Annotated in this window: 14 protein-coding genes; 9 read left to right on the top strand and 5 right to left on the bottom strand. The window is 39.0% G+C overall.

The window, feature by feature from the left end; translation table 11 throughout:
- Positions 1–2 precede the first annotated feature (2 nt).
- From CH361_RS14605 to CH361_RS14575, 7 genes are all read left to right on the top strand, one after another.
- Positions 3–2,117: a flagellar biosynthesis protein FlhA gene (locus tag CH361_RS14605; protein WP_100791557.1), complete on the top strand. Its 2,115-nt coding sequence runs from the start codon at positions 3–5 to the stop codon at positions 2,115–2,117.
- A gap of 10 nt (positions 2,118–2,127) precedes the next feature.
- Entirely contained in the window at positions 2,128–3,099 is a 972-nt protein-coding gene (gene dusA, locus CH361_RS14600; protein ID WP_100791556.1) for a tRNA dihydrouridine(20/20a) synthase DusA, read from the top strand.
- A gap of 333 nt (positions 3,100–3,432) precedes the next feature.
- A complete protein-coding gene (locus tag CH361_RS14595; protein WP_004787372.1) occupies positions 3,433–5,130 on the top strand; it encodes a DNA repair helicase XPB in 1,698 nt (565 codons plus the stop codon).
- An 8-nt stretch (positions 5,131–5,138) separates the two neighbouring features.
- Positions 5,139–6,356, top strand: a complete 1,218-nt coding sequence (locus CH361_RS14590; RefSeq protein ID WP_100791555.1) for a pyridoxal phosphate-dependent aminotransferase — start codon at positions 5,139–5,141, stop codon at positions 6,354–6,356.
- 1 nt (position 6,357) lies between these two features.
- Positions 6,358–7,467 carry an SH3 domain-containing protein gene (locus CH361_RS14585; RefSeq protein WP_244279900.1) on the top strand — a complete coding sequence of 370 codons (1,110 nt, stop codon included), beginning with the start codon at positions 6,358–6,360 and terminating at the stop codon, positions 7,465–7,467.
- A gap of 10 nt (positions 7,468–7,477) precedes the next feature.
- Positions 7,478–8,272, top strand: coding sequence for an alpha/beta fold hydrolase (locus tag CH361_RS14580; protein WP_100791554.1), 795 nt, complete (start codon positions 7,478–7,480; stop codon positions 8,270–8,272).
- 32 nt (positions 8,273–8,304) lie between these two features.
- Complete coding sequence (locus CH361_RS14575; protein WP_100791553.1) at positions 8,305–9,306, top strand: S1C family serine protease; 1,002 nt, start codon at positions 8,305–8,307, stop codon at positions 9,304–9,306.
- A gap of 14 nt (positions 9,307–9,320) precedes the next feature.
- On the opposite strand, the gene CH361_RS14570 is transcribed toward CH361_RS14575, so the two are convergent.
- The 3 genes from CH361_RS14570 to CH361_RS14560 form a co-directional block, all read right to left on the bottom strand.
- Complete coding sequence (locus CH361_RS14570; protein ID WP_100791552.1) at positions 9,321–10,370, bottom strand: hypothetical protein; 1,050 nt, start codon at positions 10,368–10,370, stop codon at positions 9,321–9,323.
- Positions 10,371–10,561: 191 nt separating this feature from the next.
- Complete coding sequence (locus CH361_RS14565; RefSeq protein ID WP_100791551.1) at positions 10,562–11,032, bottom strand: Dps family protein; 471 nt, start codon at positions 11,030–11,032, stop codon at positions 10,562–10,564.
- 25 nt (positions 11,033–11,057) lie between these two features.
- Positions 11,058–11,675 carry a CsgG/HfaB family protein gene (locus CH361_RS14560; RefSeq protein WP_244279899.1) on the bottom strand — a complete coding sequence of 206 codons (618 nt, stop codon included), beginning with the start codon at positions 11,673–11,675 and terminating at the stop codon, positions 11,058–11,060.
- A gap of 129 nt (positions 11,676–11,804) precedes the next feature.
- Here CH361_RS14560 and CH361_RS14555 point away from each other — a divergent pair, with 129 nt between their 5' ends.
- Complete coding sequence (locus CH361_RS14555) at positions 11,805–12,719, top strand: alpha/beta hydrolase (RefSeq protein ID WP_100791549.1); 915 nt, start codon at positions 11,805–11,807, stop codon at positions 12,717–12,719.
- 65 nt (positions 12,720–12,784) lie between these two features.
- On the opposite strand, the gene CH361_RS14550 is transcribed toward CH361_RS14555, so the two are convergent.
- Both CH361_RS14550 and CH361_RS14545 read right to left on the bottom strand, forming a co-directional pair.
- On the bottom strand, positions 12,785–14,500 hold the full coding sequence (locus tag CH361_RS14550) for a hypothetical protein (protein WP_100791791.1): 1,716 nt from the start codon (positions 14,498–14,500) through the stop codon (positions 12,785–12,787).
- Between the two features lie 10 nt (positions 14,501–14,510).
- A complete protein-coding gene (locus CH361_RS14545) occupies positions 14,511–15,539 on the bottom strand; it encodes an LA_0442/LA_0875 N-terminal domain-containing protein (protein WP_100791548.1) in 1,029 nt (342 codons plus the stop codon).
- Between the two features lie 452 nt (positions 15,540–15,991).
- On the opposite strand from CH361_RS14545, the gene CH361_RS19795 reads away from it, so the two are divergent.
- The coding region (locus CH361_RS19795) for a hypothetical protein (RefSeq protein WP_208861448.1) at positions 15,992–16,192 on the top strand (201 nt) is incomplete at its 3' end.

Below are 16,192 nucleotides of genomic sequence, written 5' to 3'. Positions count from 1 at the left end.
GAATGAATTTTAGAGACTTACTCAAACAATCCGATTTAGTTCTCGGGGTGGGGACACTCCTTATTTTAGCAATGTTGATTGTCCCGTTACCGGGATTTATCCTAGACGTGCTCATTGTGGTGAGTATAGGACTTGGACTACTCATTTTAATGACTGCGTTGTCGGTCACAGAACCAAGTGAGTTTTCCATTTTTCCAAGTTTACTTCTTATCACCACCTTGTTTCGGTTAGCGCTTAACGTATCGACTACGAGACAAATTTTATCCAAAGGTCCTGCGATGAATTCCAGTGTGATTGAAGCATTTGGAACCTTTGTTGTGGGGGGGGAATCTGGACTTGGTAAGTATGTTGTGGGACTCATCATCTTTATTATCTTAACGATAGTTCAGGTTGTGGTCATTACAAAGGGTGCCACTCGAATCTCGGAAGTTGCTGCTAGATTTACACTCGATGGATTACCACAAAAACAAATGTCCATTGATATGGAACTGAATAGTGGTGCCATTACGGAAGCAGAAGCTAAAGTAAAACGTAAAAAAGTCCAACGCGAAGTAGATTTTTATGGGGCCATGGATGGAGCTTCGAAATTCGTACAAGGAGATGTGAGAGCAGGACTGATCATCACTGCGATTAACTTACTTGGTGGAATTTTGATTGGATCCACGATTCGTGGAGAATCGTTTCTTGCATCTATTGAAACTTACGGAAAGTTTACCATTGGAGATGGACTTGTATCACAAATTCCAGGTCTACTTTCCACAACGGCAACAGGTATCATTGTCACTCGCTCTAGTTCTGAAAAAAAACTTACGGTGGAGATCAAAGACCAACTTTTTGGAAATGCAAAAACTTTATATGTGGTTGCGGGAGCCTTGGGGTTGGCGAGTCTCATTCCAGGCCTTCCATTTTTCTCTCTTTTGTTTTTAGCAGGTGCGATTGGATATTTGGGTTATTCTATTGAAAAAGTTGCTAAAGAAGAAATCAAAAAAATCGAAACGGTAGCCCAAGATAAAGTCCAAGAGAAAAAACCAGAAAATTATATCAAAGAGATTTCTGTCGAAGCCATTCAAGTGGAGCTTGGACGCGATTTACTACCGTTAGTGGATGCATCTTCTGGTGGACATCTACTGGAACAAATAGCCAACACTCGTAAAAAATTTGCGATTGATTTTGGTCTTGTGATCCCGGCCATTCGGATCATAGACAATTTAGAAATTCCTCATGACAATTATAGCATTCGAATCAATGGAGTGGTTGTGGGTCAATCCGCAGTGAAGGCGGATCGTTTGATGGCGATGAATAATACATCTAGGAATTTAGAAGCCATTGTTGGTGAACCTTTTACGGAACCGGCGTTTGGTCTTAAAGCTACCTGGATTGATCCTAACGATAAAATTGAAGTAGAGAACAAAGGTTATTCCGTGGTAGATCCGTCCACTGTGATCATCACTCATTTAAAAGAGTTAATTTCTAACTATGCATCTCAACTTCTGGGAAGAGAAGAAGTAAAAGCACTTCTCGAGCATCTAAGACAAACACATCCGACACTTGTGGGAGAACTGGATTACGACAAACAAGGAAGACTGGGAATCATCCAACAGACTTTACAAAATCTTTTGGCAGAAGGTTTATCCATTAAAAACCTTCCGAAAATTATGGATGCCATCGCTAACCATTTACCCAGAACGAACAATCCATTTGATTTGGCTGAACATGTAAGACAAGCTCTTTCAAGACAAATCATCAATGATTTCCTTTCACCTGATGGGAAGTTACATGTAGTCACCATTGATCCAAGGATCATTGATCGTATGAACAAAAGTATCACTCTTGATGAAACGGATGGAAGTAAACTCATCATCCTTCCTCATGATGTACGTGTGAGGATTTTGGAATCTGTTTATAATGAACTCCAAAAGGCTTTGGATGAGAACAGGTTCCTGATCTTTGTGGTTTCTAGATACTTAAGACAAGCATTTGCATTCTTTTTGACAAAGGAACTACCCCCCAGGAACTTTGCAGTAATTGCTTCTGAGGAAATCCACCGAGGAGTTCCGACAGAAATTGCTTCGGTTCTCAGCCTTCCATCCAGAGAGGAACACCCGCAAGAAGCATAGGAGAAAATCTTTGCCAAGTCCTGTCCCATCGTACCGCATCTCTGTTGCTCCGATGATGGACTGGACCGACAGACATTTTCGTTTTTTTATCAGACTTCTTTCCAAAAATACATTACTCTATACGGAGATGGTGACTACCGGTGCCATTCTCCGTGGCAAAGATACTCACAGGTATTTAGATTTTTCAGAGGAAGAACATCCCATTTCGTTACAGTTAGGTGGTGATTCACCTCAGGCCTTGGGGGAATGTGCAAAAATTGGAGAGGATTATGGGTATGATGAGATCAACCTCAATGTAGGTTGTCCCTCAGACAGGGTGCAAAGTGGAAGTTTTGGGGCTTGTCTGATGAAAGAACCAGACCTCGTGGCTGAAATGGTTTCTGTTTGTAAGTCGAAAGTAAAAATTCCTGTCACCGTAAAACACCGAATTGGTGTGAATGGGAAAGAAAGTTACGAAGACCTATATCATTTTGTTTCCAAAATTAAATCTGCAGGTGTGGATCATATCATTGTACATGCAAGGATTGCTATTTTAGAAGGTCTTTCACCTAAAGAAAACCGGACCATTCCACCACTTAGATACGAAGATGTATACCGATTAAAAAAGGATTTTCCGGGTTTACCCATTACCATCAATGGGGGAATCAAAACCCATTTGGAAGTGAAGGATCATTTAACAAAGTTAGATGGGGTGATGATAGGACGTGCAGCTTATGATAATCCGTTTTTGTTTCACGAAGTGGATGGTTTGTATTACGGATCGAAAGAAAAATCACCTTCGAGAGAGGAAGTCCTTGGGGAGTTAATTCCTTATATTCGTTCTGTTCTTAAGAAAGAGGGAAAGGTTCATCATATCCTACGACATATTTTAGGTCTCTATTACGGAGAAAATGGAGCCCGTGAATTTAGAAGATTCCTAACAGATCGGATGCATAAAAATGGTGCGGATGAATCTATTGTAGAGGATTATTTAAAGCGTTAAGGATCTGAAGGGCGTAAGGTCAGCGAATCGTCTAACGACGAGAAGCTGACGGGAGCGTAAGCGCACCCCGAAGGAGCCTGACCCGTAAAAGATAGGATTTTGCACTTGGTTGGATTGGGGAACGCCCATAGAAAACTAATCTAAGTCAATCTAATTATTTAATTTAAGAGCGCATAGATTAACTTAGATTAGACGGGTCTTCTCTTCGATTGGTTCGAAAATTTCTGGATTTACCTGAAAAACCGCAAGAAAAGATACCGAAAATCTATTAAAATCAAATGAGTTGACAGGGCGCTTTCTCTTCCCAGCCTGGTTAAATTGAGAGGGAATACCATGACCAAGCCACTCACAGTACAAAGTGACAAAACGATGCTTCTTGAGGTAGATAACCCAGAATTTGAAGCCTGTCGGGACCTCGTTTCCAAGTTTGCCGAGCTTGAAAAAAGCCCGGAATATATGCACACCTATCGCATTTCTCCACTGTCTTTGTGGAATGCCGCATCCATCAAAATGACGGCGGATGAAATCATTGAGGGTTTAACGAAGTTTGCTCGTTATTCCGTTCCGAAGAACGTAATGAATGAAGTGAGAGAACAAATCTCACGTTACGGAAAAGTAAAGTTAGTAAAAGAAGAATCTGGCGAATTATATATCATTTCCAATGAAAAAGGTTTTATCACAGAGATTGCAAACAACCGTGCCGTGCAACCTTTTGTGGATGGAATGGAAGGTGACAAAATTCGAATTAAAAAAGAATACCGTGGTCACATTAAACAAGCGTTAATCAAAATTGGTTTTCCTGTGGAAGATCTTGCTGGTTATGACGAAGGAAATAAATATCCGTTTAACTTACGTCCTACCACAAAAGGTGGGATTAAGTTTGGAATGCGTGATTACCAAAGAGCCTCTGTTGAGGCTTTCCATGCTGGTGGTCGTAATGAAGGGGGATCCGGTGTTGTGGTTCTTCCTTGCGGTGCGGGAAAAACCATCGTAGGTATGGGTGTGATGCAAATTGTCGGAGCAGAAACTCTGATTCTTGTAACGAACACTTTGTCCATCCGTCAGTGGAGAAACGAAATTTTGGACAAAACTGATATCCCTGAATCCGACATTGGGGAATATTCCGGTGAACTCAAAGAAATCAAACCCATTACCATTGCAACTTACAATATCTTAACTCATAGAAAGAAAAAAGGTGGGGACTTCACTCACTTTCATATCTTCAGTGCGAACAATTGGGGACTGATTGTTTATGATGAGGTTCACTTATTACCAGCACCTGTATTCCGTATGACATCCGAACTACAAGCCAAACGTAGATTAGGCCTCACGGCAACTCTAGTTCGTGAAGATGGGTTGGAGGAAGATGTATTCTCACTCATCGGTCCTAAAAAATACGATGTACCTTGGAAAGAACTCGAAGCTAAGTCTTGGATTGCTGAGGCCAACTGTGTGGAGATACGTGTTCCTATGGAAGATGATCTTCGTATGAAGTATTCTGTAGCCGATGACCGTGAAAAGTTCCGATTGGCATCGGAAAATCCAGAGAAACTACGTGCGATTAGTTATATTCTAAAAAAACACTCAACTAACAATATTTTGGTGATTGGGCAGTATATCAATCAGTTAGAGGAAATTTCCAACACTTTCAAAATCCCTTTGATTACTGGAAAAACTCCTCTTCCGGAAAGGCAAGAACTTTACCAAGCTTTCCGTTCTGGACAAATCAAACAACTTGTGGTTTCGAAGGTGGCAAACTTTTCCATCGACTTACCAGATGCAAATATTGCCATCCAGGTATCGGGAACTTTTGGATCTAGACAAGAGGAAGCGCAGCGTTTGGGACGGATCCTTCGTCCGAAGTCGCAGGATAATACGGCAATTTTTTACTCACTGATTTCTCGTGATACAAACGAAGAGCGTTTTGGTCAAAACCGACAACTCTTCCTCACCGAACAGGGGTATGAATACGAAATTTATACTTTGGATCAGTTTAAAGAAACAGTTCCGGAAGAATCACTCACAAAATAGAGGACAAAATGAAACTTGTAGCAAAACGACTGGATGTCGTAGAACCTTCTCCCACTCTCGCGATCACTGCTAAAGCAAATCAGTTGAAAGCGAGTGGACTTGATGTTGTTGGATTTGGCGCAGGAGAACCTGACTTTGATACACCGACACATATCAAAGAAGCTGCCAAAAAGGCAATGGATCAAGGGAAAACCAAATACACTCCTGTGAGTGGAACTGTTTCTTTGAAAGAGGCAATCATTCGTAAATTAGAAACCGAAAACGGTTTAAAATACGAAAAGAACCAAATCATCGTAGGAACAGGTGGGAAACAGGTTCTCTACAATTTTTTTATGGCAACTCTCAATCCAGGTGATGAAGTGATCATTCCTGCACCGTATTGGGTGAGTTATGCGGACATAGTTCGTTTGGCAGAAGGAACACCTGTGATTGTTGCAACTGATATTGCCAGTGGATTTAAAATCACTCCAGAACAATTGGAAAAAGCAATCACAGCCAAAACAAAAGTTTTTATTTTTAATTCTCCGTCCAACCCAACAGGAGCCGCTTACACTCGCGCGGATGTGGAAGCACTGGTAAAGGTATTAGAACCAAAAGACATCATTACTGTTTCTGATGACATTTATGAAAAAATCATTTATGATGGATTGGAGTTTGTGAACCCAGCAATGATCTCTGCAAAAATGAAGGAAAAAACCTTTGTGATCAATGGAGTGTCCAAAGCTTATTCCATGACGGGATGGAGGATTGGATACGGAGCAGGAAACGCTGAGATCGTGAAAAACATGGATACCATGCAAGGCCAATCCACAAGTAATGCTTCTTCTATTTCACAAGCGGCAGCGGAAGCGGCTTTGACGGGAGACCAAACACCTGTCGCAGATATGTTAAAGGCTTTTGACAAACGACGTAAACTCATCGTTGGGCTTTTACGCGAAATTCCAGGTGTGGAATGTCGTATGCCAGAAGGAGCTTTTTATGCTTTCCCTTATATCTCTGGTGTTTATGAAACTCAAGGATTTAAACGACTGCTTGCCGAAAAAAAAGAATCTTCTTATTCGAAACTCTTTTGTGATGTTCTTCTTGATAAATACAACGTGGCAGCAGTGCCAGGAATTGCATTTGGGGATGACCAAGCCATTCGATTGTCTTATGCGTTAGGTGATAAAGACATTGAAAAAGGTGTGGCTCGCATCAAACAAATGGTTGAGGACTTACAAAAATAAAATGAAGTTTATCCCTTTACTGAAAAAAATTCGTAGAGGGATGGCCCTTTTTTCTTTTTTAAATTCATACAGATTTAAATCTGTTACGTACTTTGGATTTTCTCTCTTATTTGCCATTTTAATATTTTTTATGGTTGGTAGTTCTCTTCAGGCAGAGCCAACCATTCAAGAAAAAAATAAACGAACGAAACCATCTGAACTTCTGAAGCGGGATTTGAATTCCGAAATTGTCATTCCTGTGATTGGTCTAAACTTACATTTGTTTGCTGATCCCAAGAGTGATGTATTACGTAAACTGAGATTTGGGGAACCTGTTTCCTATGATAAAGAATCATTAGAAAGTCAAAAAGAAGATTGGATCCCTGTTAAGTTGGAAGATGGACTTTCTGGGTTTATCAAACGGTCTGTAGTCAGATCGGTTCCTCCTAAACAATATCTTTCTACATTACTGTTTGAAGCAGAACGAACTGTTCTTTCGAAAAATATTGATTTTGCTGCCAAACAAGAAATTACTGATACCATCTTTCATATTTCAGGTTCAGGAAAGTTTACTGGTGATGATTTTATTTTTCTTCGGACAAAAGCTGGATATTTTTTAAAGAAAACAGTTGATTTAATGAACGAAAAAGGGATCAAACCTGATAACGATCCCGCGACTCTCGAATTTCTAAAACGGCATCAAACCAAATTATTATATGATTATAATTCTGGTAAATACTACGTTGATTCTAATTTTTTTTGGAAACTTTTAGAGTCTTATCCAAAAACAAAACATTCTGATTATGCAGGTTATTTGGCAACAGAAAGTATGCCAAGTGTTGACTGTGGAACTGAATTAAAATGTAGATTGGAAGAATTACGAAAAGGAAAACTTCGTTATCTTTATTTATTTCCCATGGGAAATTACGTAAATTTATACACCAAGGATTTAGTATCCAGTTTGCAGTCTATGACCAAAGATCCAGATTCTATTCCTTGTTTTTCACCCGTGAGTGAGGGCATTAAGTCTGAAATAAATCAGATGATTGGGTATGCCTCGGAAATTGGGCCTAGAGAAAAAAAACAAATCCTGCCTCATTTGCAAATCCTAAAAAAAGAATGTTTTCGTTAGAGATCGTTTTGTGAAACTAAGTTATAAACTTTACCCATTTCAACCAACTTCGATAGAAAAAAAAACGGTAGGAGATATTATCATCTTGCACGGGTTATTTGGTTCATCTAAGAATTGGGTGACTATCGCTAAATACCTTTCTGGATTTGGTTCTGTATATACAGTGGATGCAAGAAATCACGGTGATTCTCCTCACTCAAAGGAACATTCCATTCGGCTAATGTCGGAAGATTTAGAGGAATTGATTCAAGACCATAATATTCAAAGTCCAATCCTTCTTGGGCACTCTATGGGTGGCCTTGTGGCAATGTATTTTGATTTTACGCATCCCGGTTTTTTGAAAGAACTCATCATCCAAGACATTGCACCGCGCTCTTATCCTTTTGCTTATGACAAAGAGATCCAGTCTATGTCTTTCCCTTTGGATGCATTTAAGTCTCGTACGGAGATTGATGCAGAAATGGCAAAATATTTACCAGACACTTTCATTCGTCAGTTTTTGCAGATGAGTCTGGAAAGAATGGATTCTGGAGAGTATCGTTGGAAGCTGAATGTACAAGGTCTGAATGAGGCAAGGCGACTTTTTGAAGATACTTTTTCAGATGCACAAACTTCCAACACGAAGGTTTTATTTCTGATCGGAGGAATTTCTGAATACATTGATCAGAAAGATTTGCTCTTAATTAAAAATAAGTTTTCTAATCTTCAGGTTAAAACGATTTTAACGGGTGGACATTATATACATTTCACTCATCAAAAAGAATATTTGGAGATTTTGGGAGAAGAGTTCTCTTTAATTTCTTGATATAAAAAATCACATAACGGATATTTGTCGTTATGAAACCTAGCTTTCAAAATTGTTTTTATATTCCGCTAATCATATCACTTTTTTTTTCTTGTAAGACTGAATCCGAAAATCCGAACAAAAGAATTTTTTCAGAAAATGTATCTCGAACCGTTTCCATCTCCATTGAAAATGAAGAACTTCTGGGTAAAAAACGTTGGGTTGGATCTGGATTTTTAATCTCTAAGGATGGTTATCTTCTTACCTGTGCCCACGTGATCGGAAATTATGAAAAGAAAATTGTTGTCCGACTTGGTGGGAATGGAAAACGTTATTTGGGCAAGGTAATTGCTTCTGATCTGCAAAAAGACATTCTTTTGGTTGGTTTAGATACGGATGATAGTTTTGAATACTTTGAATTGAATTCAGATCAAAAAGCGGAAAGAGGAGAAAGTTATTATTCTATTTCTTCTCCCTTGGGATTAGAAGAAAGTTTTACTACTGGCATTGTTTCTGATCCCGAAAGAGTGGGTGTGGATTCTATTTTATCGGAAGTTTCATTTTTGCAAGTGAACCAATCGATTTTACCTGGAAGTTCTGGATCTGCTTTATTTGATGCTAATGGACGTTTGATGGGTATGGCACAGTTCCAATTAAAAAATTCAGAATACAACCAACAAGGTATTGGATTCGCCATTTTGCCAAAATTTTTATCCGAATTTGTAAGTTCCGTCAAATTAACAAAGTTTTCTAAGGAAGAAATTCAAAGGGGAATTGTTGAGGTTCCCACGATCACTGATTTTTTGGTTCAGAATTTGAATTTGCCTTCTAAAGAAGGAATTCTTATCAGTTACTTGGTGGAAAAAAGTTCCGCTGAGGTCTCTGGTTTAAAACGATATGATTTGATTGTTGAAATTAATGGAAAGAAAATTCGTAGTAACGAAGAGATGAATCTATTATTCAAAAATTCATCTCCCGCAGAACGATTACAAATCAAAGTGATTCGCAATCGTTCTGAGAAAGTTCTTTATCTTGATTCTTTTCGTAAAAAATAATTCAAGGACAAACTTTAATAGTTAATTGTTAAAGTTTCAGTTAATGTATCACCGTTGATTTTACCAGTGATTGTTACTTTAATTGTACCTGTATATGTTGTACCTGAAATGGTAACATCAAATTCAGAATCATAAGTCAAACTTTCAATAGTCAAAGCAGGAGTTGTAATAGTGTCTTGTGAAATTACTAGACCATTTGAGTTACTTATTGATTTGGATTTTAATCTTAAGACTGATCCGCTACCGGACAATAAATAAGTTGATTCAAAACTAAGTGGCCCATTGAGAGTCGCGGGTTTTGTAAATCTGTCTTGTCTTTCATATGCCTCTTGGAATCCCGCACATGTCAGTGATGGACTGCTAGCACCATTTTTTCTTATATCTTTGTAATATGCGAAACTATCAGTGTAAATGGAGCCAAAATCGTTGAATACAATACTTGCCTGATTTCTATAATCACCGGAACTGGATTGGCTGATTGAAATTTTCCCGTTGGAGAAAACAGCATTTCCTTTTTCCGGTAATGAATTTTGGTTAGATAAGGCTGCAAAATAGGTAGTAACAGGGCAAGTGGTACTTGCATTTAAATACATATTCATTGTTTTTTTCTCAAAAACGCGTCCTTTCAAAGTGCCGGAATATGTATATTCGTTACGACCATTGACTACAGTGGCACCAGACCAAGCGGTTAAAACCTTTTCCACTTTACCATTTTTTTCTGGAAAATTTGTAGATATGAACTCCGCCATTACTTCTTTCGCAACAACAGGATCTTTTCCGTATTGATATATTTTATGAATGGCCGCAAGTAGCTGTTTGTCTAGCGGTTGTTTCATATTAGGGTTTTTCATAGTGAAACTTCCCGAATTGGAAACCGTAGTCGAGTTTGCCGAAATGGAAGAAACCACATTGGCTGTAGCACTAGCTCGACCCAGAGGAGTGTTTAGATTCATCGTATCTGTTGGGTCACCAGATAACAGATAGAGTGCGAGTAGATTGTTTGTTGTATTGTCTTTTTTCTCGTGACACCCTGTTAGGAAAACACTAAGAAAAAGAAGAGTCAAGATGGTTGCTTTGATTGTATTTTTTTTGAATTTAGATCCTCGTTTAACGTAAGGTTAAAGTATCAGAAGAGAAACCTGCAAGAAAAAAAATGTAAAAAAAAAACGTGTTAGTGGGGATGGTGTAATAGAATTAGAATGATTTAAAAAGGGTAACGAACAGTAGTCTGTATTTGACTACTGTTCAAAATTGTTTACTCTTCCAATAACGAGCGTAACATCCAAGCGGTTTTTTCATGAATGTCTAACCTTTGTGTGAGTAAGTCCAAAGTTGCTTGGTCATTGCCTTTTTCAGCAGGTTCATAGGCGGCACGTGCTGTACGAATGACTGCTTCGTTTCCTTCTACCAATCGTTTAATCATATCTTGCGCTTTGGGAACTTCTTTGTCTTCTGTGATGCTAGAATATTTTGCAAATTCCCATCCGCCCATAGGTGCGTAGTATCCGAGAGATCTAATTCGTTCGGCAATAGGGTCGATCGCATTCCAAAGTTCTGTGTATTGAGTCATAAACAGAATATGTAGAGTTTGAAACATAGGTCCTGTTACGTTCCAATGGTAACTATGTGTTTTTTGGTACAGAGTGTACGTATCTGCTAAGAGTTTTTTTAATGACTCAGAGATGGCACTCCTTTCTGCTTCTGGGATACCAATATTGATTTTCATTCTTTTTCCTTTAATTTTAGATTGATTATTTCTTTAGTTCGGAAACGATTCGTTCCACTAAACTCTCTGCTACGAAATCATATTCACTGGTGGAAAGTAAAATATCGTCACGACTCCAAATGAATCCAAACCCTAAACTATATTGAAGTAAACGGCCTAAAGTCCAATCGGCTCCTGGTTTTTTCCGAGCATTGACAATGACATGTCCTGACTCGATATGAACTATTTTTAAAGAGACTGTATCCACTAAATTGGGAATGAGTTTTCCTTTTTCGTCGTATTTTTTAAGAGCAGAACCTCTGCCAAAGATGAGTGCATCCACTCCTAACACTTTTCCTAAGCGAACAGCTGTTTGTGTGTCAATGATTCCTGTTTTTGAAAAACTTTGTTCATTTACAACTTTGGAAAGTTGTTCTCTCTCGATGACTTTTATCGGGAGGCGTTTTGCAATTTGCAAAGATACCGCATCTGTGAATTCATCTCCCCATTTTGCTTCCTCAATATCAAACATAAGTACAGCAACCTTGGTAATTCCCAAATCTGTTTTTCCTGGATCGGGGTATTGGATGGCGGCATCCATTGTGCGGCAGTTTATGAACGAAAGGCTTAGGAGGAAGGAGAGGCACGCTAAATATGGTTTCATAGATTTCCTTTAGAAATGAGGTCAGAATCACTGGCCGGCAATTCTTTTTCGTACCAAAAACGGACATTTTGTAAAATTCGCTTTTCCGATTGTGGTCTCTCCTAGATTTTTCCAACTAGGCTTCCTTTAATGAAAAAGATTCTCAGTTTATCCGTCATTTTTCTCACCTTTTTTTTGCTAGGTGTAGGTTATTATTTTTCATCCTCTATCATTTCCTTTCCGGTCACAAGTTTAGAAGAAGATAAGGCAAGATTAAAAATCCAATCCGTTTCTGAATTTGGACTTCCCGAACCTGAATCAATTCGATTTCAAAATGGAAGTTTACGGCTTCGTGGTTGGTATTTTAAGAACCCTCAAAAGAAAAAATGTGGAGTGGTGTTGCTGCACGGACATACCAGAACTCGGTATGGTATTTTGAAATACGCCCCTGTGTTTTGGAAGCGGGGTTGTAGTTTGTTTGCTTATGATGCCCGTCGTCATGGGGAAAGTGCGGGAGAATACGGAACGTACGGTTATTTTGAAAAAAATGATTTAGAACGTGCGATAGAATTTTTTTCCGAGATCAGCACTGTTCCCGAAGAACAAATTGGTATCTTTGGAGCTTCTTTTGGGGCGGCGACTGCTTTGCAGTATGCAGAAGGCCGAAATGATTTTGCCTTTGTGATTGCAGATTCTCCTTATATGGATATGCGTTCGATTGTGGAAAAAAGAGCTGTAGATTTTTATTCTCCCTTGATTCTATTTCTTTCGCCCATTGCACTTTCCATTGCAGAGATTAGAGCAGACTTTTTAGTGAACGAAGTCTCTCCTAAAGAAGCAGCAAAATATATCTCTTTGCCCGTTTTACTCATTCATTCCAAAACGGATGAGGTCACTCCCGTTTCTCATTCAGAAGAGATTTTTCAAAATTTAAAATCGAAACGAAAACAACTTTTGGTTACAGATTGGGGAGCTAGCCACTGTAAGTCTATTGATGTTCGACCTGAGGAATATGAATCGATTGTGAATTCTTTTTTAAAGGAAAATACCTCTTTTCGTAAGTGAGATTTACTTCAGTCGATCAAACAGTGGAGTAAGTTACCACCTACGAAAAGATAGGTGGCGTTTCTTTAGCGAATTTTAATTAACCTAGGGAGAGCTTCCCAGGTTCCATCATCGTTTGTGAAATAAGTTAAATAAACAGGGAAGGATCCAATTCCAGTATTTGCTGTTGTGTAATAACTATAATTTAATTTTCCATTTGCGGATTGGAATTGTTCAGCGTTGGTCGCTATAGAGCTATTATAGGCGGTTGGCACGGTTGCTAGGAGGCTAGCGCTAGTGAGTCCATCGGTGCTTCTATAGATTTCGATGGTGGGAGATACTGAAAAATCAGGTACGTTGGATAGCAAAAAGTAATGGATTGAGTTTGAGCTTTTAATCGTCCTTAGACGAGAAGAATTTCCAGGAATTGTACTTGCGAATCCTGGAATTGGGGATGCGTTTTTTGTGATGGTAGGATTGGAAAAGCTATAGGAGCCATTGGGAAAAGTATAACCATAATAGGTTGGTGCAGAGTATAAAAGTGCAACCAATTGGTCTTGAACTGGAAATATAGGTGATTCAAAACTCATAGGTGAGACTGCATCGAAAGTTATTTGATTACTAACTAAATCAGGTATTCGAATGCTTTTGGAAACGAATGTATTCCCGAACGTAATTGTTGGGCATTGTAAATAATTAAAACCAGAATGAGCAATCACTTGATAGGCTACAGAGGATATACCAGTAAGTACTGAGGTTGAACAGCCAAAATCATTGACCAAATCAACTGTATTAACCAAGTCGAGTTGCACTATTAAAGGGCGAGGTGTAGTCGAAAGCATCGGAGTGATCAAATATTTGTCGCTCCCTAGGTAACGAGATGGATAATACCACGGGGGGGTGTAAACATCGGAAAACAAGCGATAGTTAGTTGGCAGGGCTATTGATTGTGCCGTCACCGAATATGGAGGGGAAAATGCAGGGATTCGAATGAATAGGTTTTTGTTATCTTGAAAAACCAGAGCAGGATAACTCCATCTCTCTTCAGAAAGAAAAAAAACATATTCTGATCCATTGAAGGTAGGTGTAGATATCTTTAAACGATATTCTTCTGTTGTGATTTGAATGTTTACGCCCTCGATTTTGGTTACCTGGTCATAATTTTCTCCATCCGCACTGGAAGCAATATAACCAACGGAATAGCTATTTGGTGGGGATGCTGTTTGCACCTGTAAATAGATAAACTGTCTGCCATTGGCAGAGCCAAGAGGAGTGAACGAAAAATAAGAGGCCATCCGATTGCGATAGTTTGCAAGATCCTCTAATGTAAACTGCGTGGCTCCACTTTGGCTTAAAAGAGAAAAGGATTGTTTGGTGATTCCATTATAGATTCGAAAACTGGCATTGCCTACAATAATGTCGGCAGGAGTTTTAACAGTAAGCGTTGCAATGCCTCTTTCACTAAAGGATAAAAATCCTCTACCATTTGCATCTAATGTGAGCGTATAGGTCTGAATGTTTCCTGTTTCACCGTAAGGTGAAGTGGGAGTGCCATTTTCATCCGCTTCATTGAAAACAGAATACTCAACTTTGTAAGCGTTATAAGGATTTCCATTGGAATCGGTAAATTTCATAAACGCTACAGTTTGGCTATATGTATTGAATGCATCTGCCAAAGCGAGATAACGCAGTAAGGTTTGTAAAGTCCCCAAATCTTGAGAAGGGTCAAGATCAGAAGGTTTAAAAATTTTACATTGGAAAGAAAATATCAGTATTAGGATGGTTAGGAATGACTTTTTCATCGGAGGCTCCTTAAAATAGAATGGAATATCGAACTTCAGCATATACTGAATTTGTTTGGGGGCGTATGCCTGTTATGGAATAAGGTTTATCCCAGCCTGAATCGAAGTCCAAACCTTCTCTGAATTGTTTTCCTCCGGTCGTCACAGTCGGTCGGTCTGGGTAACGGTCGCGTCCAATCATATAGGCATGAACAAGGTTGGTGATGTATATAATTCCGGCTGTACCAAGTCCCGCCAAGTATTTGGTATTTGTTTCCTTTGCATTATTTTTACTTTTTGTGATAAAATCTTCCGCGATTGAAGTTTCTAGAAAGCCCGTAACAAACTCAGATGGCAAACTTATGTTTTGAGCATTGAACCGAGTCCCTGGTCCTCCGATTTGGTTGAATAATATCATCTTATCATAATGAGACTGTGCATTTTTTTCTTCTGTATGCAGTGGTCCGAGAGTGTATATGAGAGTTCCCAAAAATAATGTACTAAACGATCCGGCCGACACATAGTATCCTCCGCAAAGTTGTCCCCATCCTGGTAAAACGGCAGATCGCCAAAGGATTGCTAAGCGACCGCCACATTGGTTAACAGCAGGGGAGGGACCCAGTTTTCGATTGGCTAACCATTCTGCTTCTGCTTTGGCTTCTCTTTCTGCTAGTGTTTCTTTGTTTTTTTCATCTGCGAGTCTTGTTTGTTCTGATAATTTAGCTTCTTCTTCCAGACGTTTTTGTTCTTTGGCTTCTGCGATGAGTCGTTCTTTTTCGAGTTTTGCTTTTTCCTTTTCTTCTTTCTCTTTTAATTTCTTTTCTTCGGCGATGCGTACTTTTTCAGCTTCTTGTTCGCTGATGTCTTTATAGACAACTTTTAAGATTTGGGATTTGGAAATGGTTTGTGGTCCTTCTGCCGTTTGCACCGTGAGTCCACGTTCATTTTGATCGGTGACTTTTCCTTTTAGGGTCTTTCCATTTTTAAGAATGACGGTATTGATGGCAAGTATTGGGAAAGAGAATAAGATGATTAAAAGTAAAGAGAGGTTTTTTTTCATAAATAGGAATCCATTTCTGGCTCATGAAATTTTCGCATTCGTTCAAGAAATTGCAAGAGAATTTTGGGGGTGAATTATTAGTATAAATGATGTAAACGGCCAGAACTCGCGGGAGGGTTATGGGTATATGCAGTTTAACGTGCGGTATTGAAGAGGGTATAATCACCCCGCCCTGATGAGGGAGGGGAACTAGACCCGCCACCCAATGAGATCCTTCTATCACAAACCTGTCCACCCATCAAACAGAAAGCCCTTCCTTAAAAATATTTTCCGAATAAGTTCGCATTTACGTTGTAATACGATAAAATCTAGTTAGAGACTAGAAGTATAACCAAAACAAATACGAGAGTTGCCACATATAACGTAATCCACAAACAAAGCTGACCCAGAAAACACAGAAGAAACTATCGCTACAATATTCATATTACTTTAGCTTCAGGTAAATCTTTGCTATGCGAATAACCACCAAATCATACTTGTTAGTTGCTGTGTGCAAAGCCGCCATCTCAGTGTTAGCTCATTTCCTCGCCAACCAAATTCTGGTTAGCCGAAATATCTCTTTCCCCAAACTCTTCCCCGAATTATGTCACATTACCTTGCTCTTTCTTCCCTCAATCCTTCAAAATAAACGTATTGAACTGCGAACTTTTTTA

Origin of the sequence: Leptospira brenneri (assembly GCF_002812125.1) — a bacterium.
Lineage (GTDB): Bacteria > Spirochaetota > Leptospiria > Leptospirales > Leptospiraceae > Leptospira_A > Leptospira_A brenneri.
Note: the sequence above shows the minus strand (reverse complement) of the source record. Positions and strands in the feature narration are given on the sequence as shown.

Excerpts from the sequence above, each read along its gene's own strand:
- CH361_RS14545 (WP_100791548.1), bottom strand. The coding sequence starts at position 15,539 with ATGAAAAAAAACCTCTCTTTACTTTTAATCATCTTATTCTCTTTCCCA.
- CH361_RS14605 (WP_100791557.1), top strand. The coding sequence starts at position 3 with ATGAATTTTAGAGACTTACTCAAACAATCCGATTTAGTTCTCGGGGTG.
- CH361_RS14575 (WP_100791553.1), top strand. The coding sequence starts at position 8,305 with ATGAAACCTAGCTTTCAAAATTGTTTTTATATTCCGCTAATCATATCA.
- CH361_RS14550 (WP_100791791.1), bottom strand. The coding sequence starts at position 14,500 with ATGAAAAAGTCATTCCTAACCATCCTAATACTGATATTTTCTTTCCAA.
- CH361_RS14585 (WP_244279900.1), top strand. The coding sequence starts at position 6,358 with ATGAAGTTTATCCCTTTACTGAAAAAAATTCGTAGAGGGATGGCCCTT.
- CH361_RS14555 (WP_100791549.1), top strand. The coding sequence starts at position 11,805 with ATGAAAAAGATTCTCAGTTTATCCGTCATTTTTCTCACCTTTTTTTTG.
- CH361_RS14565 (WP_100791551.1), bottom strand. The coding sequence starts at position 11,032 with ATGAAAATCAATATTGGTATCCCAGAAGCAGAAAGGAGTGCCATCTCT.
- CH361_RS14560 (WP_244279899.1), bottom strand. The coding sequence starts at position 11,675 with ATGAAACCATATTTAGCGTGCCTCTCCTTCCTCCTAAGCCTTTCGTTC.
- CH361_RS14590 (WP_100791555.1), top strand. The coding sequence starts at position 5,139 with ATGAAACTTGTAGCAAAACGACTGGATGTCGTAGAACCTTCTCCCACT.
- CH361_RS14595 (WP_004787372.1), top strand. The coding sequence starts at position 3,433 with ATGACCAAGCCACTCACAGTACAAAGTGACAAAACGATGCTTCTTGAG.